The 21,883-nt window shown below is 71.9% G+C and carries 23 protein-coding genes; 14 read left to right on the forward strand and 9 right to left on the reverse strand.

Features of this window, described 5'->3' with window-relative positions; translation table 11 throughout:
- Positions 1 to 10: 10 nt before the first annotated feature.
- The 3 genes from ACH5AC_RS29120 to ACH5AC_RS29130 all read right to left on the reverse strand — a co-directional run bounded on the left by ACH5AC_RS29120 (position 11) and on the right by ACH5AC_RS29130 (position 2,290).
- Positions 11 to 559 (reverse strand): DUF5134 domain-containing protein, encoded by a 549-nt coding sequence (locus tag ACH5AC_RS29120; RefSeq protein WP_398865165.1) that lies wholly within the window; start codon positions 557 to 559, stop codon positions 11 to 13.
- Between the two features lie 144 nt (positions 560 to 703).
- Positions 704 to 1,753 (reverse strand): aldo/keto reductase, encoded by a 1,050-nt coding sequence (locus ACH5AC_RS29125; protein WP_398865166.1) that lies wholly within the window; start codon positions 1,751 to 1,753, stop codon positions 704 to 706.
- A 144-nt stretch (positions 1,754 to 1,897) separates the two neighbouring features.
- Positions 1,898 to 2,290, reverse strand: a complete 393-nt coding sequence (locus ACH5AC_RS29130) for a VOC family protein (protein ID WP_398865167.1) — start codon at positions 2,288 to 2,290, stop codon at positions 1,898 to 1,900.
- A gap of 176 nt (positions 2,291 to 2,466) precedes the next feature.
- Here ACH5AC_RS29130 and ACH5AC_RS29135 point away from each other — a divergent pair, with 176 nt between their 5' ends.
- The gene (locus ACH5AC_RS29135) at positions 2,467 to 3,006 is read left to right on the forward strand and encodes a GNAT family N-acetyltransferase (RefSeq protein ID WP_398865168.1); all 540 of its coding nucleotides are present in this window, start codon (positions 2,467 to 2,469) and stop codon (positions 3,004 to 3,006) included.
- A 43-nt stretch (positions 3,007 to 3,049) separates the two neighbouring features.
- On the opposite strand, the gene ACH5AC_RS29140 is transcribed toward ACH5AC_RS29135, so the two are convergent.
- Positions 3,050 to 3,733, reverse strand: a complete 684-nt coding sequence (locus ACH5AC_RS29140) for a glycerophosphodiester phosphodiesterase (RefSeq protein WP_398865169.1) — start codon at positions 3,731 to 3,733, stop codon at positions 3,050 to 3,052.
- A 256-nt stretch (positions 3,734 to 3,989) separates the two neighbouring features.
- Between ACH5AC_RS29140 and ACH5AC_RS29145 the strand changes: the two genes are divergently transcribed.
- From ACH5AC_RS29145 to ACH5AC_RS29160, 4 genes are all read left to right on the forward strand, one after another.
- Positions 3,990 to 5,387, forward strand: a complete 1,398-nt coding sequence (locus ACH5AC_RS29145) for a DUF6421 family protein (RefSeq protein ID WP_398865170.1) — start codon at positions 3,990 to 3,992, stop codon at positions 5,385 to 5,387.
- Positions 5,388 to 5,425: 38 nt separating this feature from the next.
- Positions 5,426 to 6,172 (forward strand): SDR family NAD(P)-dependent oxidoreductase, encoded by a 747-nt coding sequence (locus tag ACH5AC_RS29150; protein WP_398865171.1) that lies wholly within the window; start codon positions 5,426 to 5,428, stop codon positions 6,170 to 6,172.
- Positions 6,169 to 7,239 carry a threonine aldolase family protein gene (locus ACH5AC_RS29155; protein ID WP_398865172.1) on the forward strand — a complete coding sequence of 357 codons (1,071 nt, stop codon included), beginning with the start codon at positions 6,169 to 6,171 and terminating at the stop codon, positions 7,237 to 7,239. The genes ACH5AC_RS29150 and ACH5AC_RS29155 overlap by 4 nt, the downstream gene beginning before the upstream one ends.
- 78 nt (positions 7,240 to 7,317) lie before the next feature.
- On the forward strand, positions 7,318 to 7,911 hold the full coding sequence (locus ACH5AC_RS29160) for a transglutaminase domain-containing protein (protein ID WP_398865173.1): 594 nt from the start codon (positions 7,318 to 7,320) through the stop codon (positions 7,909 to 7,911).
- Positions 7,912 to 7,930: 19 nt separating this feature from the next.
- On the opposite strand, the gene ACH5AC_RS29165 is transcribed toward ACH5AC_RS29160, so the two are convergent.
- Positions 7,931 to 8,686 (reverse strand): lysophospholipid acyltransferase family protein, encoded by a 756-nt coding sequence (locus ACH5AC_RS29165; protein ID WP_398865174.1) that lies wholly within the window; start codon positions 8,684 to 8,686, stop codon positions 7,931 to 7,933.
- A gap of 239 nt (positions 8,687 to 8,925) precedes the next feature.
- On the opposite strand from ACH5AC_RS29165, the gene ACH5AC_RS29170 reads away from it, so the two are divergent.
- The 4 genes from ACH5AC_RS29170 to ACH5AC_RS29185 all read left to right on the forward strand — a co-directional run bounded on the left by ACH5AC_RS29170 (position 8,926) and on the right by ACH5AC_RS29185 (position 11,999).
- Positions 8,926 to 9,252: a thioredoxin family protein gene (locus tag ACH5AC_RS29170; RefSeq protein WP_398865235.1), complete on the forward strand. Its 327-nt coding sequence runs from the start codon at positions 8,926 to 8,928 to the stop codon at positions 9,250 to 9,252.
- A 208-nt stretch (positions 9,253 to 9,460) separates the two neighbouring features.
- Positions 9,461 to 9,973: a flavin reductase family protein gene (locus ACH5AC_RS29175; RefSeq protein ID WP_398865175.1), complete on the forward strand. Its 513-nt coding sequence runs from the start codon at positions 9,461 to 9,463 to the stop codon at positions 9,971 to 9,973.
- Between the two features lie 219 nt (positions 9,974 to 10,192).
- A complete protein-coding gene (locus tag ACH5AC_RS29180) occupies positions 10,193 to 10,981 on the forward strand; it encodes an electron transfer flavoprotein subunit beta/FixA family protein (protein WP_398865176.1) in 789 nt (262 codons plus the stop codon).
- 55 nt (positions 10,982 to 11,036) lie between these two features.
- Positions 11,037 to 11,999, forward strand: a complete 963-nt coding sequence (locus ACH5AC_RS29185; RefSeq protein WP_398865177.1) for an electron transfer flavoprotein subunit alpha/FixB family protein — start codon at positions 11,037 to 11,039, stop codon at positions 11,997 to 11,999.
- 57 nt (positions 12,000 to 12,056) lie between these two features.
- Here ACH5AC_RS29185 and ACH5AC_RS29190 read toward each other — a convergent pair whose 3' ends face one another.
- Positions 12,057 to 12,974 carry an endonuclease/exonuclease/phosphatase family protein gene (locus ACH5AC_RS29190; protein WP_398865178.1) on the reverse strand — a complete coding sequence of 306 codons (918 nt, stop codon included), beginning with the start codon at positions 12,972 to 12,974 and terminating at the stop codon, positions 12,057 to 12,059.
- 176 nt (positions 12,975 to 13,150) lie between these two features.
- Here ACH5AC_RS29190 and ACH5AC_RS29195 point away from each other — a divergent pair, with 176 nt between their 5' ends.
- Positions 13,151 to 14,455, forward strand: coding sequence for a DUF6986 family protein (locus tag ACH5AC_RS29195; RefSeq protein WP_398865179.1), 1,305 nt, complete (start codon positions 13,151 to 13,153; stop codon positions 14,453 to 14,455).
- An 8-nt stretch (positions 14,456 to 14,463) separates the two neighbouring features.
- Here the strand turns inward: ACH5AC_RS29195 and ACH5AC_RS29200 are convergent, their stop codons facing one another.
- Both ACH5AC_RS29200 and ACH5AC_RS29205 read right to left on the reverse strand, forming a co-directional pair.
- Positions 14,464 to 14,622, reverse strand: coding sequence for a hypothetical protein (locus ACH5AC_RS29200; RefSeq protein WP_398865180.1), 159 nt, complete (start codon positions 14,620 to 14,622; stop codon positions 14,464 to 14,466).
- Between the two features lie 731 nt (positions 14,623 to 15,353).
- Positions 15,354 to 16,415 carry a LacI family DNA-binding transcriptional regulator gene (locus tag ACH5AC_RS29205; RefSeq protein ID WP_398865182.1) on the reverse strand — a complete coding sequence of 354 codons (1,062 nt, stop codon included), beginning with the start codon at positions 16,413 to 16,415 and terminating at the stop codon, positions 15,354 to 15,356.
- Positions 16,416 to 16,640: 225 nt separating this feature from the next.
- Between ACH5AC_RS29205 and ACH5AC_RS29210 the strand changes: the two genes are divergently transcribed.
- From ACH5AC_RS29210 to ACH5AC_RS29220, 3 genes are all read left to right on the forward strand, one after another.
- Complete coding sequence (locus ACH5AC_RS29210) at positions 16,641 to 17,591, forward strand: ROK family protein (RefSeq protein WP_398865183.1); 951 nt, start codon at positions 16,641 to 16,643, stop codon at positions 17,589 to 17,591.
- A gap of 78 nt (positions 17,592 to 17,669) precedes the next feature.
- Positions 17,670 to 17,867, forward strand: a complete 198-nt coding sequence (locus ACH5AC_RS29215) for a hypothetical protein (protein WP_398865184.1) — start codon at positions 17,670 to 17,672, stop codon at positions 17,865 to 17,867.
- A 147-nt stretch (positions 17,868 to 18,014) separates the two neighbouring features.
- Complete coding sequence (locus tag ACH5AC_RS29220) at positions 18,015 to 19,058, forward strand: NUDIX domain-containing protein (protein ID WP_398865185.1); 1,044 nt, start codon at positions 18,015 to 18,017, stop codon at positions 19,056 to 19,058.
- 40 nt (positions 19,059 to 19,098) lie between these two features.
- On the opposite strand, the gene ACH5AC_RS29225 is transcribed toward ACH5AC_RS29220, so the two are convergent.
- A complete protein-coding gene (locus ACH5AC_RS29225; protein ID WP_398865186.1) occupies positions 19,099 to 20,454 on the reverse strand; it encodes a dipeptidase in 1,356 nt (451 codons plus the stop codon).
- 191 nt (positions 20,455 to 20,645) lie between these two features.
- On the opposite strand from ACH5AC_RS29225, the gene ACH5AC_RS29230 reads away from it, so the two are divergent.
- Positions 20,646 to 21,878: a geranylgeranyl reductase family protein gene (locus ACH5AC_RS29230; RefSeq protein ID WP_398865187.1), complete on the forward strand. Its 1,233-nt coding sequence runs from the start codon at positions 20,646 to 20,648 to the stop codon at positions 21,876 to 21,878.
- Positions 21,879 to 21,883: the final 5 nt, after the last annotated feature.

Consider the following 21,883-nt stretch of genomic DNA (forward strand, 5'->3'; position numbering starts at 1 on the left):
AGCAGCCGTGTCACATCGTCAGCAGCATGGCCAGCATTCCGATGCCCATGGAGAGTCGGCAGACCCGGGCCAGTTCGGGGCGCTCGCCCCAGCGGAGGGCGGTGCGGCCGCCGTTGCCGCTCGCCGTCGCGGGTACCAGTCGGGCCCCGGAGATCAGTACGTATGCCGCGAAGTAGAGCAGCAGCGCGCCCGTGAGCAGGGGCACTCCAGTGCCATGGGCGTGGGTCTGCCGCGGCGTGGTGGCCATCGCGAGCGCCATGTAGACCATGGCCGCGGCGCCGACCAGATGGTGCAGGTGGTGGACGCCGGTACGGGCCGACCACAGCGCGCGCAGTGCCGCCGCGCCGAAGACGGCCGCGTACACCGGCCAGGCCCACTCCGGCGGGGTGAACACCGTCGCCGGTACGGCCATCACCGCCATCCCGAAGCCCATCAGCGCCTCGTCGCCCGCGACCCGGCGCCGCTCCCCGGCGCTGCCGTGCATCCGCAGCAGGCAGGAGACCCCGGTGAGCGCGCACAGCGCCACCAGCAGCCAGCCGGGCGAAGCCGGTCCGTGCACGGGCACCTCCCGCAGCGGTACGCGTTCCGTCGCAGAATGCGATGCCCGGGTCACGCGGTGCGCACGCGAGCGCAAGGGGGTACACGGGGAGCACCCGCGGGAGCACGGCACGTGCCTTCGCGCGGCCCGTCCGAGGCCAGGTCGTCAGAGCACGTCCCGCGCCGTGCGCCGGTAGGTGGAGCGCCGGTCGTCGATCTCCGCCCAGCGGTCGCCGTAGATGGTCCGCAGGACGTCCGTGTTGCGGACGAACTCGTGCGGGAAGCCCAGCGGCACCGCGCTCGCCTCGTCCAGCCGGGCCACGGCGTCCGCGTCGAGGCGGACGCCGAGACAGCCAAGGTTGTCGGCGAGCTGCGCCTCCCGGGTCGCGCCGATGATCGGCACGATGTTGCCGGGCCGCTGGAGCAGCCAGGCAAGCGCCACCTGGGCGGGGCTCCAGCCGCCCTGCTCGGCGACCTCCAGCACGGCCGTCACCACCGCCTCCTCGCGCGGGTCGGCCGTGGCGTCCTCGCCCAGCCGGCCCGTCTCACCGCGCCGGTACTTCCCGGTGAGCTTCCCGGCCGCGAGCGGCGCCCAGGCCAGCACGGCCAGGTCGAACGCCCGCGCCTGCGGCAGCAGTTCCCGCTCCGGGGTGCGCTCCAGCAGGCTGTAGCGCAGCTGCGAACCGGCGAACGCGGTCCAGCCCCGCAGCTCGGCAAGGGTGTTGGCCTGGGCGATCTCCCACGCGGGCCAGTCCGAGACGCCGACGTACAGCACCTTGCCGGTGCGGACCAGGTCGTCGAGGGCCCGCATGACCTCCTCGACCGGCGTGAAGTTGTCGCGTGCGTGCACCCACAGGACGTCGAGCCGGTCGGTGCGCAGCCGCCTCAGGCTCGCCTCGACCGAACGGACCAGGTTGAGGCGGTGGTTGCCGGCCGCGTTGACGTCCTTCTCGCCGGGCGCGCAGGTGAACTTGCTCGCCAGGACGAACGCGTCGCGCCGCCCGTCGAGCAGGGCGCCCAGCACGCGCTCGGAGTTGCCGCCGGTGTAGATGTCCGCGGTGTCGACGAAGTTGCCGCCCGCGTCCGCATAGGTGTCGAGGATGCGGCCGCTGGTCTCCTGGTCGATGCCCCAGCCCTCGGCCTCGCCGAAGGTCATGGCGCCGAGGCTCAGCTCGCTGACACGCAGACCGGTCTTCCCGAACAGTGTGTAACGCACGGTCGTTCGTCCCCCTTGAGGCAGGTCGTCAGGCAGGTCGTCAGGCAGGTGTGAGGCAGGTTGTCTGGCAGGTCGTGAGGCACGACGCGGTGACGACGCTACGAGCTGGAGCGCGCTCCAGGGCAAATCCGGGCCGGACCGGCCTCAGATCCCGGGCCGGTACCGGATCGGATGGTCCGCCGGGACCTCCACCAGCACGATGGGCGTGCCGTCGGGATCCTCGATCCACATCTCCACCAGCCCCCACGGCTCCTTCACCGGAGGCCGCACGATCCCGACCCCCTGCTCCCGCAGCTCCTCATGTGCCGCCGCCGCGTCCGCCACCTGCATCCACAGCCGTACCGACCCGTCCGGCGGCCCTTCGGCCCGGCCCGACAGCTCCAGGAAGCCACCGCCGAGGAAGTAGACGGTGCCGCGCTCCGGCCCCGCACCGAACTCGCGGTAGACGGCGAGGCCCAGCTGCTCCCCGTAGAAGACCCGGGACCGCTCGGGATCGGTGGGCCGCAGCAGGATGCGGCTGCTCAGTACATGCACCATGCAGCGGATGCTAGGGCCTGTCCTGCGGATCAGGCCGCAGACGCGGGGGTCGGCACGTACATCCGCGCTGATGAGGCACCGCCGATTTCCTGCGGCCTGATCCGCCGGACAGGCCCTGGTGGCGGAGTTACCCTCGTCGGTGCCCGAACCGCGACCCGAGATCGGAGATCCACCGTATGGACACCGCCACCGCCGGACCGACCTTCCGCGACGCCACCGACGCCGATGTGGACGCCTTGGTCGCGTTGATCGAGTCGGCGTACCGCGGGGACTCCAGCCGGGTCGGCTGGACCACGGAGGCGGACATCCTTCAGGGGCAGCGCACCGATGCCGAGGGTGTGCTGGACGTCGTCAAGTCGCCGGACAGCCGGCTGCTGACCGTGGAGCGCGACGGCCGGATCGTCGCCTGCTGCCAGCTGGAACACCGCGGCGAGCACGCCTACTTCGGCATGTTCGCGGTCAGCCCGGCACTGCAGGGCGAGGGCCTCGGCAAGACCGTTCTGGCGGAGGCGGAGCGGCAGGCCCGCGCGACCTGGGGCGTCACCGCGATGCACATGACCGTGATCTCCGTGCGCGACGACCTCATCGCCTGGTACGAGCGGCGCGGTTACCGCCGTACGGGACGGATGACCCCCTTCCCGTACGGCGACGAGCGCTTCGGTATCCCGCAGCGGGACGACCTGCAGTTCGAGCTGCTGGTCAAGCCCCTCGTGTGACGGTCAAGTCCGTCGTGTGACGGTCAAGCCGCTCGCATGACGGTCACGCCGTGAAGCGGCCGGTGCGCTTGATCTCGGGGTAGTCGGTGGTCGCGCCGTCCAGCCCCAGCGCGCGCACCAGCCGCAGTTGGTCCTGGGTGTTGACCACCCAGGCGAAGACCCGCAGATCCCGCTTCCTGGCCAGCTCGACGATCTCCAGGGTGAGCCGCCGGATGTTCAGACAGAGCGACCCCGCGCCGACCGCCACGGCCCGCTCCACGACATCGGTGCCGTAGCGGCTGCCGACCAGCGCCGTGCGCACCCCGGGCACCAGCCGGGCGATCTCGGCGATCGCCTCGTCGTGGAAGGACAGCACCTCCACCCGGTCCACCAGGTCCCGCGCGTGCATGACCTCGGCCAGCGCCTGGGCCGCCCGGACGTCCTTGATCTCCGCCTGCAGCGGCGCCCGCACCGCGTCCAGGACCTCCTCGAACACCGGGACGCGCTCCCCGCGCCCGGCGTCCAGGGTGCGCAGCTCCGCGAGGGTCTGCTCGGCGATCGGGCCGGTGCCGTCGGTCGTGCGGTCCACGTCCGCGTCGTGCATCACGACGAGCGCGCCGTCCTTGCTCAGGTGCAGATCGAGTTCGATGACGTCGAGGCCGGCCTGCTCGGCGGCGACGAAGGAACGGACGGTGTTCTCGGGCTCGACGCCCATGACCCCGCGATGGCCGATGGTGAGGAAGTTCAAGGTCGCCTCGCTTCCGGTAGGACGACGGCACCGCAGCCGCAGCCTAGTGCTCTTCGCCCGTCATGTACCCGTTGGTACGCCAGAGTTGGTGTCCGCGTCACCTTGGCGGGGAAGCGACCGTCGAGTCGCCAGGTGACAGGAAAAACTGCGGTGACCATGCCGCTGAGCAGGAGGATTTCCTGAGGGTCCCCTTGCTGAAGGGATCCTCCTGTGCATACGGTGTCCTTACGTGAGCTTCTCCCGTGGAGGATGGGACATGACGGAAATTCTTGTGCAGGTGGGTGCGGGGGAGCAGGTTCCTCCGGCGAGCAGGGTGGTGGAGCACCCGGCCTGGCCCCGGCTCAAGGATGCCGTGGAGCGGATCCGGCCCTGGCAGTCCAAGGACGGCTCGATCGACCTCACCGCCGAGGGCGCCCCGGAGCGCGCCGACGTCGAGGCCGTCGTACGAGAGGTGACCGAGGCCGTCGAGGAGCTCTCCCCGCTGCTCCCGCATGACGCCGCCTACCACCAGGCCCTGGTCAAGGACCTGCGCTCCTGGGCCGAGGGCGGCTTCGAGGAGCCGGACTTCCTGGACTCGCTGCTGGCCTTCCAGCCCGCCGCGGACCGCCGCGACGGGCTGCAGCACCTGGTCGTCTTCCCGATGTACACGCAGAACGGCAACCCGGACCGCAACCTGGAGGCGGTCGTGCTGCGCATGGTGTGGCCTCAGTGGCTGGCCGAGCTGGAGGCCACCCGCTACGACAACCCGCTGTTCTGCGGCATCACCTTCGAGGACTTCACGGCCGGCTACGACACCAACTCCGCGGTCCTCTTCCCGGAGACCATCGCCGTCCGCGAGGCGCCGGCGCAGTTCACCTGGGGCGGGATCTTCTGCGACCGCGAGGCCGCCCGCTTCCGCCGCGTCACCGAGGCCGCCGTCGACATCCTGGGTCTTGAGCTGCCCGAGGACATCGCCGCGATGGTCCACGACCAGAAGCGCTGCGAGGAGGCGTTCGTCCTGTGGGATATGGTCCACGACCGCACCCACAGCCACGGTGACCTGCCGTTCGACCCGTTCATGATCAAGCAGCGCCAGCCGTTCTGGATGTACGGCCTGGAGGAGCTGCGCTGTGACCTCACCGCCTTCAAGGAGGCCGTGAAGCTGGAGGCCGACGGCGTCCCGCAGGCCCGTGACGTGCAGTACGCGGTGCTGTTCGACCGTATGTTCCGCTTCCCGGTGACGGGCGAGCGCGTGCGCAACTACGACGGCCTCGGCGGCCAGCTCCTCTTCGCCTACCTGCACAAGCACGACGTGGTCCGCTGGACCGACAACAAGCTCTCCATCGACTGGCAGCGCGCCCCGCGGATCACCAACCAGCTCTGCGCCGAGATCGAGAAGCTCTACCGCGACGGCATCGACCGCCCCAAGCTGGTCCACTGGTTCGCCGCCTACGACCTGGTCTCCACCTATCTCGCCCCGCACCCGGGTTCCAAGTGGGCCAAGGGCCCCGACGCCCTCGACCTGACCCAGCCGCCGCGCAGGCTCGTCGATGAGGTGCTCCCGGACGAGTTTCCGCTGAGCATGTTCTATGAGGCGCTGTCCAAGAAGCTGAAGCACGTGATCGCCTCGACCCGGGGCATCGTGGCGGACGGCGCCGAGCGGGCCGCCGCGTGAGCGACCCCGTCCAGAACACTGCTACGGAGGCGAAGACCATGGGGAACGGGGCTCTCAGCGGTGCGGTGGTCGCGGTCGCCGGAGCGGGCGGGCCCGCGGGGCGGGCCGCGCTGCTCAGGCTGGCCGAGGCGGGCGCGACGGTCGTCGCCGCCGACAACGACCCGGAGCGGCTCGCCGAGGCCGTGGACGCGGCGCGCTACGCACACGGCGGTGCGGCGGTCACCGGCGAGACGGTCGACCTCCTCGACCTGGACTCCACCCGCGACTGGGCCGCCCGCACCGAGAAGGAGTTCGGGCACGTCGACGGCCTGGTCCACCTCGTCGGCGGCTGGCGCGGCAGCGAGACCTTCGTCAAGACCAGCCTCGACGACTGGGACTTCCTGGAGCTGCTGCTCATCCGCACCGTCCAGCACACCTCGCTGGCCTTCTTCGAGGCGCTCCAGCGCAGCGAGCGCGGCCGGTACGTCCTGATCAGCGCCGCCGGCGCCTCGAAGCCGACGGCGGGCAACGCGTCGTACGCCGCCGCCAAGGCCGCATCCGAGGCGTGGACGCTGGCGCTGGCCGACGCCTTCCGCAAGGCAGGGGGCGCACAAGGTCCGTCGTCGGCGGCTGCGATCCTGGTGGTGAAGGCGTTGGTGCACGACGCGATGCGCGCCGAGCGCCCCAACGCGAAGTTCGCGGGCTTCACGGACGTCAAGGACCTCGCCGAGGCCGTCGTGGGCGTCTGGGACAAGCCCGCCGCTGAAGTGAACGGACAGCGCCTGTGGCTCACCGAGAAGCCGTGAACCCTCCCAAGACCGACGCACGTCGCCACCACGACCCGCAGGTCCGCGGTTTCGCCAGCGACAACTACGCCGGAGTGCACCCGGAGGTGATGGCCGCCCTGGCCCTGGCCAACGGCGGCCACCAGGTGGCGTACGGCGAGGACGACTACACCGAGAACCTGCAGCGGATCATCCGCAGCCACTTCGGCCCCACGGCCCAGGCGTTCCCGGTGTTCAACGGCACCGGCGCCAACGTCGTCGCGCTCCAGGCGGTCACCGACCGCTGGGGTGCGGTGATCTGCGCCGAGAGTGCCCACATCAACGTGGACGAGGGCGGGGCGCCCGAGCGCATGGGCGGCCTGAAGCTGCTCACCGTGCCCACGCCGGACGGCAAGCTCACCCCCGAGCTGATCGACCGGCAGGCATGGGGGTGGGAGGACGAGCACCGCGCGATGCCGCAGGTCGTCTCGATCACCCAGAGCACCGAGCTGGGCACCCTCTACACGCCCGACGAGATCCGCGCGATCTGCGAGCACGCCCACGCGCACGGCATGAAGGTGCACCTGGACGGCTCCCGGATAGCCAACGCGGCCGCCTCGCTGAACGTCCCCATGCGGACCTTCACCAACGCGGTCGGCGTCGACATCCTCTCGCTGGGCGGCACCAAGAACGGCGCCCTGCTCGGGGAGGCCGTGGTCGTCATCAACCAGGACGCCGTGCGCCGGATGAAGCACCTGCGCAAGATGTCCATGCAGCTCGCGTCCAAGATGCGCTTCGTCTCGGTGCAGTTGGAGGCGCTGCTCGCCAAGGATCTCTGGCTGCGCAACGCCCGGCACGCCAACGAGATGGCCCAGCGCCTGGCCGAGGGTGTCCGCGCGGTGCACGGGGTGGAGATCCTCTACCCGGTGCAGGCCAACGGTGTCTTCGCCCAGCTGCCGCACGACGTGAGCGAGCGGCTGCAGAAGCGCTTCCGCTTCTACTTCTGGGACGAGGCGGCGGGGGTCGTGCGCTGGATGTGCGCGTTCGACACGACCGAGGAGGACGTGGACGCCTTCGTGGCGGCGCTGAAGGAGGAGATGGCGCGGTAGTCCCCGCTGATGCATAGGTATGCGATCGCCTGAAAAGTCATTGACGCTCGGGTGATCGCTTTCCTATGCTCTGCGGGCATGGAGCTGATCCAGAACGACCCTGATCTGTCCGCGTACTTGGCCGCCGACGAGGTGATCGACCACGACCACCCAGTGGTCCGGGAGACGGCCGCACATCTCGCCGAGGAGTCGGCGGACTCGTATGACTATGCGCGGGCCGCTTTCGCGTTCGTCCGCGACACGATCCCGCACTCCCAGGACTCGGGCGACCTCCGCGTCACCTGGCGGGCCTCCGACGTCCTCGCCCAGGGCACCGGGATCTGCTACGCCAAGGCCCACGCACTGGCCGCCCTGCTACGGGCCGAGGACATTCCGACGGCGCTCTGCTACCAGAAGCTCGACGTGGTGCACGGCCTCGTCGCCGTCCGCTTCCACGGCGCCTGGCACCGCCAGGACCCCCGCGGCAACAAACCCGGAGTGAACGCCCAGTTCTCCCTGGAGGGAGAACGACTGGCCTTCCTGCCGGACCCCGCCGCGGGAGAGCTGGACCACCCGGAGCTGTACGCCGCCCCCCACCCGGACGTCCTGAACGCCCTCCGGGCCGCCCACGACCGCCCCCACCTCTGGCAGACCCTCCCGACCGAGCTGCCCGCCGCTGCGGCGACCCGGTGACAACCGGGTGCCGCCCGGGTCAGCCCGCCTGGTCCTCGGCGCTGGTGCGGCGGGTTTCGGCCTCGCGGACCTGTTCCGGGGTCGGGGCCGTGCCGCCGAGGTGGGCCGGCATCCACCAGGTGTCCTCGGGGCCCTTGGGGCGTACCGGGTAGGCGCGCTGGGCGGCCTCCAGGAGTTCCTGGACCCGCTCGCGCAGCTGGCGGGTGATGGCGCCCGCGTACTTGTCCTTGGACGCCTCGATCGCCTCGCCGACCCGGATGGTGATCGGGGTGTGGCTGCGCCTGAAGTTGCGGGGGTGGCCCTTGGTCCACAGCCGCTGGGTGCCCCACACGGCCATCGGGATCAGCGGAACGCCCGCCTCCTGGGCGAGGCGTGCGGCACCCGACTTGAAGCTCTTCAGGCAGAAGGACTGGGAGATCGTGGCCTCCGGGAAGACCCCGATCACCTCGCCGGAGCGCAGCGAGTCAAGCGCGTGCGCGTAGGCGGCGTCGCCCCGGTCGCGGTCCACGGGGATGTGCTTCATCCCGCGCATCAGCGGCCCGGAGATCCGGTGCCGGAAGACCGACTCCTTCGCCATGAAGCGGACGAGGCGCTTCTGCGGCAGCGCCGCGAGGCCGTTGAAGATGAAGTCGAGGTAGCTGATGTGGTTGCTGACCAGCACCGCACCGCCCGTGCGCGGAATGTTCTCCGACCCCTTGCAGTCGATCTTGAGGTCCCAGACCTTGAACAGCGTCTTCGCGAGACCGACGGCGGGACGGTAGACAAGCTCTGCCATGGGCGGGGCGGACCCTTCCTTGCTCTCTGCCTGGAAGAGAGGTCTCCCGGCGGGAAAGTTACGCAGCCGTAGGTTTACGGCTTTCGCCAGATGGTGCCCCATCAACGGCCGGACAGCCAGTCCTGGTGCCCCTGGGCGGCGAGATCCTCGTCACGTCGGTCGCCGACCACCTCGTACGCTGCTGGTGGGAGCACCGGCCCAGGGCGGCGGCCGGACGGCGACGGAGCGGGAGGACGCGGGTGCGCGGGCGCGACGAGGACAGGCGGCTCGGGGCCGACCGGCTGGGCGGCGAACTCGGCGAGCGGGCGACGCTCGTGCAGTTCTCCAGCGCCTTCTGCGCGCCCTGCCGGGCCACCCGACGCGTCCTGGACGAGGTGGCCGGCCTGGTCCCCGGCATCACCCACATCGAGATCGACGCCGAGGCCCACCTCGACCTCGTACGCGAGCTCGACATCGTCAGGACACCGACCGTGCTGGTCCTCGACGCCGGCGGCCGGGTCGTCCGCCGGGCCGCCGGGCAGCCCCGCAAGGCCGACGTCATCGCGGCGCTCGGCGAGGCCCTGTGACGCCGTACGACGGCACAGTGAGCCGGCTCCCACATCGCGGGACGTACTTGACTGGACACGTCACCCCTCGTCAGCCTGACCGTATGCCTCAGGAACTCCTTCTCCACGGACGGGTCCACGTCGACCTCGCCCGTAACGCGAGCGCGCGCTGTCCGGGCCGTTGAGCGCCCCCGGACACCCACGCCACTCCCCGCAGAAGGACAACTGCATGACGGCCCTGCCCGACCTCCTCGGCACCACCCGGCTCGCCTCCCCCGATCTGCTGCGCTCCGTCTTCCGGCGGCACGCGGCGGGGGTCGCCGTGATCACCGCGCCCGGCGCCGCCGGCCCGGTCGGCTTCACCGCCACCTCCCTGACCTCCGTCTCCGCCGACCCGCCGATGCTCTCCTTCGGCATCGGCACCGGCGCCTCCAGCTGGCCCGCCCTCTCCCGGGCCGAGCATGTGGGCGTCCACATACTCGGCGAGCACCAGCGGGACCTGGCCGCCACCTTCGCCCGCAGCGGTGCCGACCGCTTCGCCGCGCCGACCTCCTGGCGTGAGGGGCCCGAGGGGGTCCCCGTCCTCGACGACGTGCTGGCCTGGCTGGTGTGCCGGGTCGTCACCCGGGTGCCCGCGGGCGACCACCGGATCGTGCTGGCCGAGGTGGTCCTCGGAGACCCCACGGGTGCCGGCCGGCCCCTGCTCTACCACCAGGGCCGCTTCACCGCGCTGCGTGATTGATCACTGGAGCCCCGGCCTGCGAAGCCGTCCGGTTCCGGTTACGCTGCGTTGCAAAGGTCACAGTTCAAAGCGCTTGCTTAGCGGGAACGAACTGGGTGTACTGACGAGTAATATTTCGGTCGGAGCGTGGGTCGCCCCGGACCGGGAACGGCCGCTTCAGGCGCCTATGCTGCCTGTAAGTAGGCAGCCGAGAACTGACGATGCAGTAGGAGAGCCGGCGTGAGCTTGAGGATCGTTGTCACTGTGAAGTACGTGCCCGACGCCACTGGCGACCGGCACTTCGCCGATGACCTGACCGTCGACCGGGACGACGTGGACGGTCTGCTCTCCGAGCTGGACGAGTACGCGGTCGAGCAGGCGCTGCAGATCTCCGAGAACTCCGACGACGACGTCGAGGTCACCGTCCTGACGGTCGGCCCCGAGGACGCCAAGGACGCCCTGCGCAAGGCGCTGTCCATGGGCGCCGACAAGGCGATCCACGTCGAGGACGACGACCTGCACGGCACCGACGCCATCGGCACCTCCCTGGTCCTGGCCAAGGCGATCGAGAAGGCCGGCTACGACCTGGTGATCTCCGGCATGGCCTCCACCGACGGCACCGGCGGTATCGTCCCGGCCCTGCTCGCCGAGCGTCTGGGCGTCCCGCAGGTCACCCTGCTGTCCGAGGTCTCCGTCGAGGACGGCACGGTCAAGGGCCGCCGTGACGGCGACGCCGCCTCGGAGCAGCTGGAGGCTTCCCTGCCGGCCGTCGTCTCGGTCACCGACCAGTCCGGCGAGGCACGTTACCCCTCCTTCAAGGGCATCATGGCCGCCAAGAAGAAGCCGGTTCAGTCCTGGGACCTGTCCGACCTCGACATCGAGGCGGAGGAGGTCGGCCTGGAGGGCGCCTGGACCAAGGTCGACTCCGCGGCCGAGCGCCCGGCCCGCACGGCCGGCACGATCGTCAAGGACGAGGGCGAGGGCGGCAAGCAGCTGGCTGAGTTCCTCGCGAGCCAGAAGTTCATCTGAGGCCCGCAACCGCTGACCGCCCCGCACACTTCGCAAGCAGGAGAGAAGAAGTCCCATGGCTGAAGTCCTCGTCTACGTCGACCACGTGGACGGTGCCGTCCGCAAGCCCACCCTGGAGCTGCTGACCCTCGCCCGCCGCCTCGGCGAGCCGGTCGCCGTGGCGCTCGGCAACGGCGCCGCGGACACCGCCGCCACGCTCGCCGAGCACGGCGCGGTGAAGGTCCTCACCCACGACGCCGCCGAGTACGCCGACTACCTGGTCGTACCGAAGGTGGACGCGCTGCAGGCCGCCGTCGAGGCCGTTTCCCCGGCCGCCGTGCTGGTCTCCTCCTCCGCCGAGGGCAAGGAGATCGCCGCCCGTCTGGCGCTGCGCATCGGCTCCGGCATCATCACCGACGCCGTCGACCTGGAGGCCGGCGACGAGGGCCCGGTGGCCACCCAGTCGGTGTTCGCCGCGTCCTTCACCACCAAGTCCCGCGTCACCAAGGGCACCGCGGTCATCACGGTCAAGCCGAACAGCGCGGCCGTCGAGGCCGCCCCGGCCGCCGGCGCGGTCGAGGCCCTGGCCGTGACCTTCTCCGAGAAGGCCACCGGCACCAAGGTCACCGGCCGTACGCCGCGTGAGTCGACGGGCCGCCCGGAGCTGACCGAGGCCGCGATCGTGGTCTCCGGCGGCCGTGGCGTCAACGGCGCGGAGAACTTCGCGATCATCGAGGCGCTCGCCGACTCCCTCGGCGCGGCCGTCGGCGCCTCGCGTGCCGCCGTCGACGCCGGCTGGTACCCGCACACCAACCAGGTCGGCCAGACCGGCAAGTCGGTCTCGCCGCAGCTCTACATCGCCAACGGCATCTCCGGTGCCATCCAGCACCGCGCCGGCATGCAGACCTCCAAGACGATCGTGGCCGTCAACAAGGACCCCGAGGCCCCGATCTTCGACCTGGTCGACTACGGCGTCGTCGGCGACCTGTTCGACGTCGTCCCGCAGCTCACCGAGGAGATCAAGGCCCGCAAGGGCTGATCACCGCCGTCCGGCTGTATGAGGCCCCCGTGACCGCTCCGGTCACGGGGGCCTCACTCATCCCAGGCGCAGGGTGGCCCGCACCGGCAGATGGTCGCTGGGCCACTGTCCGCCGTGCGCGTAGGTGTCCACCGACGTACGTAACGCGGTCACGTCCGGGGTCGCCAGGATCCAGTCGATGCGCTCGCCGTCCGGCCTCAGCGGCCGGTACCCGTGGAAGGTGCCGTACGACGGGCCGCGCCGCTCGGCGGTGTCCCAGGTGTCGACGAGACCGGCGCCGAGGAGTGCGCCGTGGACCTCGCTCGTGTGCGCCGCGGCGTTGAAGTCGCCGGTCACCAGCAGGGGCTGGGAGCGGGCGATGCGCGGGACGCGGCGTGCGATCAGGTCGGCGGCACGCGCGCGTGCGGCGGCGGACGCGTGGTCCAGGTGCGTGTTGAGGACGCAGAACTGACGCCCGCCGTCGAGCCGGTCACGGAAGCGGACCCAGGTGACCGTCCGGGGCAGGGCCGCGCCCCAGCTCCTGGAGCCGGGTACCTCGGGGGTGTCGGAGAGCCAGAAGTGCGCGTGGTCCACCGGGGTGAGCCGCCGGGTGTCGTAGAAGACCGCCATGATCTCGCCGCCGCCGACGTGGCGGCCGGTGCCGATCCAGTCGTAGTGAGGCCCGAGGTCGGCCTCCACGTCGTTCAGTTGCGGGTACTGGCCCTCCTGGGTGCCGATGACGTGCGGCGCGGCGCGGCGCAGCAGCGCGCGCATCACCGGGCGGCGCACGGCCCAGCTGTTGGGTTCCTGGGTGCCGGCGTAGCGGACGTTGAAGGACATGACCTCCAGGGGTGGGGCGTCCGGCGGCTCCTGAGGGGTGCGGCGTGCGAGCGGCCCGTCGGACGGCCGGAACGTCGTGAGCAGGGGGACGGCGACGGTGGCCGCCAGCGCACCGCGCAGTCCCGTGCGGCGCGTCACTCTCCCGCTGCCCGTCATGTGTGCCCCCTCCCCATGCGAGTCAGGATGAGGGGAGCGAACCACTGTGCGAAAGAGGGCCGCAGTGCTGTGAAGGGACCAGCCCGTGGACCAGGTGTTGACCTGCGGGAAGATCGACCGTTAGCTTCATTCTACGGATTGTTGATTCCGTAGAGCGGAAAACTGGAGGGTGTGGGATGAGCCAGGGCCATCAGGAGACGGTGGCGACGAGCCTCGCGGGCGCCGTCAGTGAAGAGATCAGCGCCTCCCTCGCCCCGGTCGACGCCGAACTGGAGCGCCGCTACCCGGGCGACCCCGGCACCCGCCAGCCCGTCCACACCGTCTACGTCCCCGGCGACACCTTCACCGCCGACACCATCCGCGACTGGGGCGACCAGGCACTCGCCGCCCTCGACGAGCACGCCCCGGACGCCGCCTCCCTCGCCGCCGTCCTCGGCCTGCCCGACGACCTCGCCGAGCCCGTGTACGCGCGCGTGCGAGCCAAGCTGGAGCGCGAACCGATCGAGGACCTGCGGGTCGACTTCGAGGACGGCTACGGGCCGCGCCCGGACGCCGAGGAGGACGAGACCGCCGCCCGCGCGGCCCGGCTGATCGCCGAGGCGTACGCCAACGGCACGGCCGCGCCCTACATGGGCATCCGCATGAAGTGCATGGAGGCGGCCGTCCGCGACCGGGGCATCCGCACCCTCGACATCTTCCTCACCGGTCTGATGGAGGCCGGCGGCCTGCCGGACGGGCTGGTCCTCACCCTGCCCAAGGTGACCTACCCCGAGCAGGTCACCGCCATGGTCAGGCTGCTGGACGCCTTCGAGAAGGCACGCGGACTCACGCCGGGCCGGATCGGCTTCGAGATCCAGATCGAGACCAGCCAGGCCATCCTCGCCGCCGACGGCACCGCCACCGTCGCCCGCATGATCCAGGCCGCCGAGGGCCGGGCGACCGGCCTGCACTACGGCACCTTCGACTACAGCGCCTGCCTCGGTGTCTCCGCCGCCCACCAGGCAAGCGACCATCCGGCCGCCGACCACGCCAAGGCGGTCATGCAGGTCGCCGCCGCGGGCACCGGCGTCCGCGTCTCGGACGGCTCCACGAACGTCCTCCCGGTCGGTACGACGGAGAAGGTGCACGACGCCTGGCGGCTGCACTACGGCCTCACCCGGCGTGCCCTCGCCCGCGCCTACTACCAGGGCTGGGACATGCACCCCGGGCACATCCCCACCCGCTACGCCGCCGTCTTCGCCTTCTACCGCGAGGGCTTCACGGCCGCCGCCACCCGCCTCGCCCGCTACGCCAACCGGGCCGGCGGGGACGTCATGGACGAGCCCGCCACCGCCAAGGCGCTCAGCGGCTACCTGCTGCGTGGCCTGGACTGCGGCGCCCTCGACACGACCGAGGTCACCGAGGCGACCGGCCTGACCCGGGCCGCCCTGGAGGGCTTCGCGGCGCCCCGGCGCGGCGATCTGACCGCCTCGGCGACGTAGCGGACGCGTCACGGCCGCCGACGGCGGCTTCCGCTGTCACCCCCAGCCCTGGGGCCGCCGATCTGCTGCTCCGGGGTCCCCGAGGAGCCGTTGTGCAGGACGCCGTGGCGGTTGACGTACACATACGCCCCGGCAAGCGACCGGCCGTCCTCCAGCTCGTTCCGCACCTGCGGCGCGGCCGACCGGACGTGGCACGCCCTCGCTCGCGTCGACGACCGCAGCTGTTCGGCGTCCGGTCAGATCAGGAATGGCTCCCGGGAGGAGGTGGGGAGTGGTCCGGTGACGCGGAGACGCCGATGTCGAGGCCGATGACCAGGCACGTCACCATCGGGACGGGCGAGCCCAGTTGCCGGGGCAGGCGTTGGAGCCGACGGCGAGGACCGGACCCGGCCGGGATGGGTGAGGCGGTCCAGCGGCAGCATCCGGTCCCCGAAGAGAAGACCGGACGCCGCCGGCCCGGCGCCGGGACAGGTCAGCGGATGGTCACGGGGCGCCAGGGCGGGTCCGGATTCCAGGGTGCTCCTCGGGGCTTCTCAGTCGGCCGGCGGCAGTTCGCCCGAGCCGTGGGTGATCAGACGGGTCGGCAGCTCGATCCGCGAGAAGACCGGACGCCGCCGGCCAGGCGCCGGGACAGGTCAACGGATGGTCACGGGGCGCCAGGCCAGCCGAGGGACGCCAGGGCGGGTCCGGATTCCAGGGTGCTCCTCGGGGCTTCTCAGTCGTCCGGCGGCAGTTCGCCCGAGCCGTGGGTGATCAGACGGGTCGGCAGCTCGATCCGCGAGAAGACCGGACGCCGCCGGCCAGGCGCCGGGGCAGGTCAGGGGATGGTCACGGGGCGCCAGGGCCAGCCGAGGGACGCCAGGGCGGGTCCGGATTCCAGGGTGCTCCTCGGGGCTTCTCAGTCGGCCGGCGGCAGTTCGCCCGAGCCGCGGGTGATCAGACGGGTCGGCAGCTCGATCCGCTCCGGCACCACCAGTGCGCCCTCCAGCTGCTGGAACAGCCGCTCGGCGGCGGTGCGGCCGAGCGTCGCCGCGTCCTGGGCGACGACGGTGACGCCCGGCTGCAGCAGGTCGGCGAGTTCGAGGTCGTCGAAGCCGACGAGCGCGACCCGGCGGGCCTGTTCGGCGAGCACCCGGATCACGGTGACCGTCACCCGGTTGTTGCCCGCGAAGATGGCGGTGACCGGAGCGGGCCCGGACAGCATCTCCTCGGCCGCCCGCCGCACCCGCGCGGGGTCGGTAGCGCCGAGGGACGTCCAGGAGTCCTCGACGGCTATGCCCGCGTCCTCCAGGGCGGCCCGGTAGCCGCGCAGCCGCTCGGCGGCGGTGTGGATGCGGGGCATGTCACCGATGAAGCCGATCCGCCGGTGCCCGTGCGCGATCAGATGGGCGACGCCCTCCCGGGCACCGCCGTAGTTGTCCGACAGGACACAGTCGGCGTCGATCTTCCCGGCCGGGCGGTCCACGAAGACGGTCGCGACGCCCGCCCTGATCTCCGGCTCGAGATAGCGGTGGTCGTCGCCGGCCGGGATCACCACCAGCCCGTCCACCCGGCGGGCGCACAACGCCAGCGCCAACTCCTGCTCGCGGTCCGGGTCCTCCGCGCTGGAGCCGTTGATGAGCAGCGCGCCATGGGCGCGGGCCACCTCCTCGACCGCGCGGCTGAGCGGACCGTAGAACGGGTCGGCGAGGTCCTCCAGGACCAGCCCTATGCTCGCCGTACGGCCCTTGCGCAGCACCCGCGCGCTGTCGTTGCGGCGGAAGCCCAGCGCGTCGATGGCCTCCTGGACGCGCCGCTCCGTCTCGGGCGTGACCCCGGGCTCGCCGTTGACCACGCGGGAGACGGTCTTCAGGCCGACTCCGGCACGGGCGGCCACGTCCTTCATGGTGGGACGGTTGCCGTAACGGCTCGCGGAGACACGGTCGGTGACACGGTCTGCGCGGCGGGGCGTCTCGGGCACGATGCGGTGTCCTGTCCTGTCGTCCACGGGGACTCGTGGCTCCGGCCGGCCACGGGGATGCGTGAGTCCCTTGGTTTGTATGAGGATGTGGTGTCGAGCATAGGCCCTGGACAACGTTGTCAGATGCGGGGGACACTGTCCACCGCAATCTCCGGCCCACGTCCCCCACCGCTGGACCGGCCAGCCCTTTTTCCTGGTTGACGTTGACGGGGAGATCCCAGACTGATGCACACCGACCTCGTGGCCGCGCTCGACATCGGCGGCACCAAGATCGCCGGAGCGCTGGTGGACGGCGACGGCACGATCCTGGTCCGCGCGCAGCGCCCGACCCCCGCGCGGGAGGACGGTGAGACCGTGATGCGCGCCGTCGAGGCGGTGCTCGGCGAGCTGACCGCGTCCCCGCTGTGGAGCCGCGCGCACAGCCTCGGCATCGGCAGCGCCGGCCCAGTGGACGCCTCCGCGGGCACGGTCAGCCCCGTGAACGTCCCCGGCTGGCGGGACTATCCGCTGGTCCAGCGAGTGCGGGCGGCCACCGGGGACCTGCCCGTGGAGCTGATCGGCGACGGCGTCGCCGTCACGGCGGCCGAGCACTGGCAGGGCGCCGCGCGCGGGCACGACAACGCGCTGTGCATGGTGGTGTCGACCGGGGTCGGCGGCGGGCTGGTGCTGAACGGCCGGCTGCACCCCGGGCCCACCGGCAACGCCGGCCACATCGGCCACATCAGCGTCGACCTCGACGGCGACGCATGCCCCTGTGGGGGGCGCGGCTGTCTGGAGCGCATCGCCAGCGGGCCCAACATCGCCCGGCGGGCGGTGGAGGGTGGTTGGCGGCCGGGGGCCGACGGGGACACGTCCGCGGCCGCCGTGGCCGCCGCGGCGCGGGCCGGGGATCCGGTGGCGGTGGCCTCCTTCGAGCGGGCCGCGCAGGCACTGGCCGCGGGGATCGCGGCGACGGCCAGCCTGGTCGAGATCGACGTCGCTGTGATCGGTGGCGGCGTGGGCAAGGCGGGCGATGTGCTGTTCGCTCCGCTGCGGCGGGCGTTGGGGGACTACGCGACGCTGTCGTTCGTGCGGGGGCTGACCGTGGTGCCGGCGCAGATGGGGACGGACGCGGGGCTGGTGGGGGCGGCGGCTGTGGCGCTGGCGCGCAGGAACGTTCAGGCGGTGGTGTCGTAGGTCCTGTTCGCGGGCGCGGGCCGTCCGCGGCGGAGCGGGTCACCGTGACCTCTGCCGCGGTGCGCAGTTGATGTCGTCATGAAGAAGCGCAGCATGCTCGCCATCGCCTCCCTCGCCACCGGGTTCGTCGTCGCGGCCGTCACCCCCAGCCACGGGCTGGGACATGAGACGGCGCTCGGCGATCTGAACGTGGACGACACCCTCAACACCGTCAACCAGACCCTCGCCGGCGAGAGTCTGACCATGGACGAGGGCGGGCAGGCGCAGACCGACTGAGGCGGACGGACGAAGGGCGAGGCGCCGGCGGATCCCCGGAAGGGTCCCCGGCGCCTCGGTGTTTACGCGCGCGTCCTCAACTGGAACTGGTTTCCGTGGCAGGGTGGAGCGGGCAAGCCTCAGGGGGCCAACAGAAGAGGGGGAAAAGTGACCGTCGTCTGGATCAACGGCGCGTTCGGTGCGGGGAAGACCACCACCGCACGGGAACTGATCGACCTGATCCCGAACAGCACGCTCTTCGACCCCGAGGTCATCGGCGCGGGGCTCACGCATCTGCTGCCGCCCAAACACCTCGCCGAGGTCGGCGACTTCCAGGACCTGCCGATCTGGCGCCGCCTCGTGATCGACACGGCGGCCGCGCTCCTCGCCGAGGTGGGCGGCACCCTCGTCGTCCCGATGACCCTGCTGCGCCAGGAGTACCGCGACGAGATCTTCGGCGGTCTCGCGGCCCGCCGGATACCGGTGCGGCATGTGCTCCTGGCCCCGGCGGAAACGATACTGCGCGCCCGGATAGCCGGGCGTGAGGTGCCGCCGGACCTGCCCGACGGCGAGATACGGATCCGGCAGTGGTCCTACGACCACATCGAGCCCTACCAGGCCGCGCTCGCCGCCTGGCTCACCGCCGACGCGCACCCCGTCGACACCAGCGCGCTCACCCCGTACGAGACGGCCGTGCGCATCGCGGAGGCCGTGCGCACCGGCGCGGCGCCCGCCTGCGAGATCGTGCAGACGCCCGAGCCCACGGCGGAGACGCTGGCGGCCGGGGTGCTGCTCTTCGACGAGCAGGGCAGAGTGCTGCTCGTCGACCCCACCTACAAGCCCGGCTGGGAGTTCCCCGGCGGTGTCGTCGAGCCGGGGGAGGCGCCCGCGCGGGCGGGGATGCGGGAGGTCGAGGAGGAGACCGGCATCCGGCTGGACGACGTCCCCCGCCTGCTCGTCGCCGACTGGGAACCCCCCAGACCGCCGGGCTACGGCGGCCTGCGCCTTCTCTTCGACGGCGGCCGCCTCGACTCCGCCACCGTCGAGGGCCTCGTCCTGCCCGGCCCCGAACTGCGCGCCTGGCGCTTCGTCACCGAGGAGGAAGCAGCCGACCTCCTCCCCCCGGTCCGCTACGAACGCCTGCGCTGGGCCCTACGAGCCCGCGAACGCGGCACGGCCCTGTACCTGGAGGCGGGCGTACCGCTGGGCTGAGCCGCCCCGTGCCGGCACCGGACGCGCTTCCGTCGCCGGGTCAGCTCCCCGCGTAATTGCGCAGGAACAGGGCCTCCGCCACCGACAGGCGCTCCAGTTCCTCGGGGGAGACGCTTTCGTTGGCCGCGTGGATCTGGGCCTCCGGCTCGCTGAGGCCGATCAGGAGGATCTCCGCCCGGGGGTAGAGCGCGGCCAGGGTGTTGCACAGGGGGATGGAGCCGCCCTGGCCGGCGTACTGCATCTCCTGGCCGGGGTAGGCGACCGCCATGGCGTCGGCCATGGCGGCGTACGCGGGGCTGGTGGTGTCGGCGCTGAACGCCTGGCCCTGGCCGACCTGGTCGACGCGCACGCGCGCGTGCCACGGGGTGTGGGCCTCGATGTGGGCCTGCAGCAGCTTGGTGGCCTCCGCCGCGTCCACGCCCGGCGGCACCCGCAGGCTGACCAGCGCGCGGGCGCTCGCCTGCACGGACGGGGTGGCGCCCACGACCGGCGGGCAGTCGATGCCGAGGACCGTCACGGCCGGGCGTGCCCAGATGCGGTCGGCGACCGTGCCGGAGCCGATCAGGTCGACGCCGTCGAGCACCTTGGCGTCCTCGCGGAACTGCTCCTCGTCGTACTGCAGCCCGTCCCAGGACGTGTCGGGGGCCAGGCCGTCGACCGTCGTCGAGCCGTCCTCGGCGCGCAGTGAGTCCAGTACGCGGATCAGCGCGGCCAGCGCGTCGGGCGCGGCCCCGCCGAACTGGCCCGAGTGCAGATTGCCCGCCAGCGTGTCGACCTGGACGCGGACCAGGGTCATGCCGCGCAGCGTCGCCGTCACCGTCGGCAGGCCCACGCGGAAGTTGCCCGCGTCGCCGATCACGAGGGTGTCGGCGGTCAGCAGCTCCGGGTGTTCTTCGGCGTACCGCTCCAGACCGCCCGTGCCCTGCTCCTCCGAGCCCTCCACGATCACCTTGACATGCACCGGGACCCCGCCGTTCGCCTTGAGGGCGCGCAGCGCGAGCAGATGCATGATCAGGCCGCCCTTGCAGTCGGCGGTGCCGCGCCCGTACCAGCGGCCGGCGCGCTCGGTCAGCTCGAACGGCGGGGTGGCCCACGCGGACTCGTCCAGCGGGGGCTGCACGTCGTAGTGCGCGTAGAGCAGGACGGTGCGGGCGCCCGCCGGGCCGGGCAGGTAGCCGTACACCGACTGAGTGCCGTCCGGCGTGTCGAGCAGGGTCACGTCCTGGAAGCCCTCGGCGGTCAGCGCGTCGGTGATCCACCGCGCGGCCGCCTCGCTCTCGCTCTTCGGGAACTGGTCGAAGTCCGCCACCGACTTGAAGGCCACCAGTTCGGTGAGCTCCGCCTTCGCCCGGGGCATCAGCGAGGCGACGCTCTCGGCGATCGGATTCGACGGCATGGGCACGCTCCTTGTGGGTGCGACGTTGTCCTTCGTGTGCGCACAGGTGTGCGGCGACCGTGCGAGCGTACGCGCCCGGTGGAGCGCGGGGCATCTCACGGTCGTCCTCCCACCGCGGACCTCGGCGATCTCCGCCGTAGGATGCGGGGGACGGAAGCGGCAGGCGGCTGGATCGGGAGCAGTAGACCATCGTGAGCAGCGAGAACTCTTCGGCGGACGACGTGCGGCAGGTGTGGGACGTCGTCGTGGTGGGCGCGGGACCCGCGGGGGCCTCCGCCGCGTACGCGGCGGCGGTCGCGGGGCGGAGCGTGCTGTTGCTGGAGAAGGCGGAGCTGCCGCGCTACAAGACCTGCGGCGGCGGGATCATCGGCCCCTCCCGTGACTCCCTGCCACCCGGCTTCGAACTGCCCTTCCGTGACCGGGTGCACGCGGTGACCTTCTCGAACAACGGGCGCTTCACCCGCACCCGCCGCTCCCGGCAGATGCTGTTCGGGCTGATCAACCGGCCCGAGTTCGACCAGCAGCTGGTCGAGCACGCGCAGAAGGCGGGCGCCGAGCTGCGTACGGGCGTCACCGTCACGCGGGTCGAGCAGCACGGGTCGGCGGTGCCGGACCGGCGTACGGTCGCGGTGGTCCTCCAGGGCGGTGAGACGGTGCTGGCCCGCGCGGTCGTCGGCGCCGACGGCAGCGCCAGCCGCATAGGAGCACACGTCGGCGTCAAGCTGGACCAGGTGGACCTCGGCCTGGAGGCGGAGATTCCGGTGCCGGAGACCGTCGCCGAGGACTGGAAGGGGCGGGTGCTCATCGACTGGGGCCCGATGCCCGGCAGTTACGGCTGGGTCTTCCCCAAGGGCGACACCCTCACCGTCGGGGTGATCTCGGCGCGCGGTGAAGGAGCCGCGACCAAGCGGTACTTGGAGGACTTCATCGGCCGGCTCGGCCTGGCCGGCTTCGAACCGAGCATCTCCTCCGGGCACTTGACCCGCTGCCGCGCCGACGACTCACCGCTCTCCCGGGGTCGCGTGCTGGTCTGCGGTGACGCGGCCGGCCTGTTGGAGCCCTGGACCCGTGAGGGCATCTCCTTCGCGCTGCGCTCGGGCCGCCTCGCCGGCGAGTGGGCGGTGCGCATCGCGGAGGCGCACGACGCGGTGGACACCCGGCGCCAGGCCCTGAACTACGCGTTCGCGATCAAGGCGGGGCTCGGCGTGGAGATGGCCGTGGGCAGGCGGATGCTGGCCCTCTTCGAGCAGCGCCCCGGGATCTTCCACGCCGTCCTGACCGGCTTCCGTCCGGCCTGGCGGGCGTTCACGGACATCACCCGGGGCGCCACCTCCCTCGGGGAGCTGGTCCGCACCCACCCGCTGGCCCAGCGTGCGCTGACCGTGCTGGACCGGCGGGCGGCGGCGGCCGACGAGACGGAGTGAGCCGA

The sequence above is a fragment of the Streptomyces sp. NPDC018693 genome (genome assembly GCF_044391385.1).
In the GTDB taxonomy this organism is placed as follows: domain Bacteria; phylum Actinomycetota; class Actinomycetes; order Streptomycetales; family Streptomycetaceae; genus Streptomyces.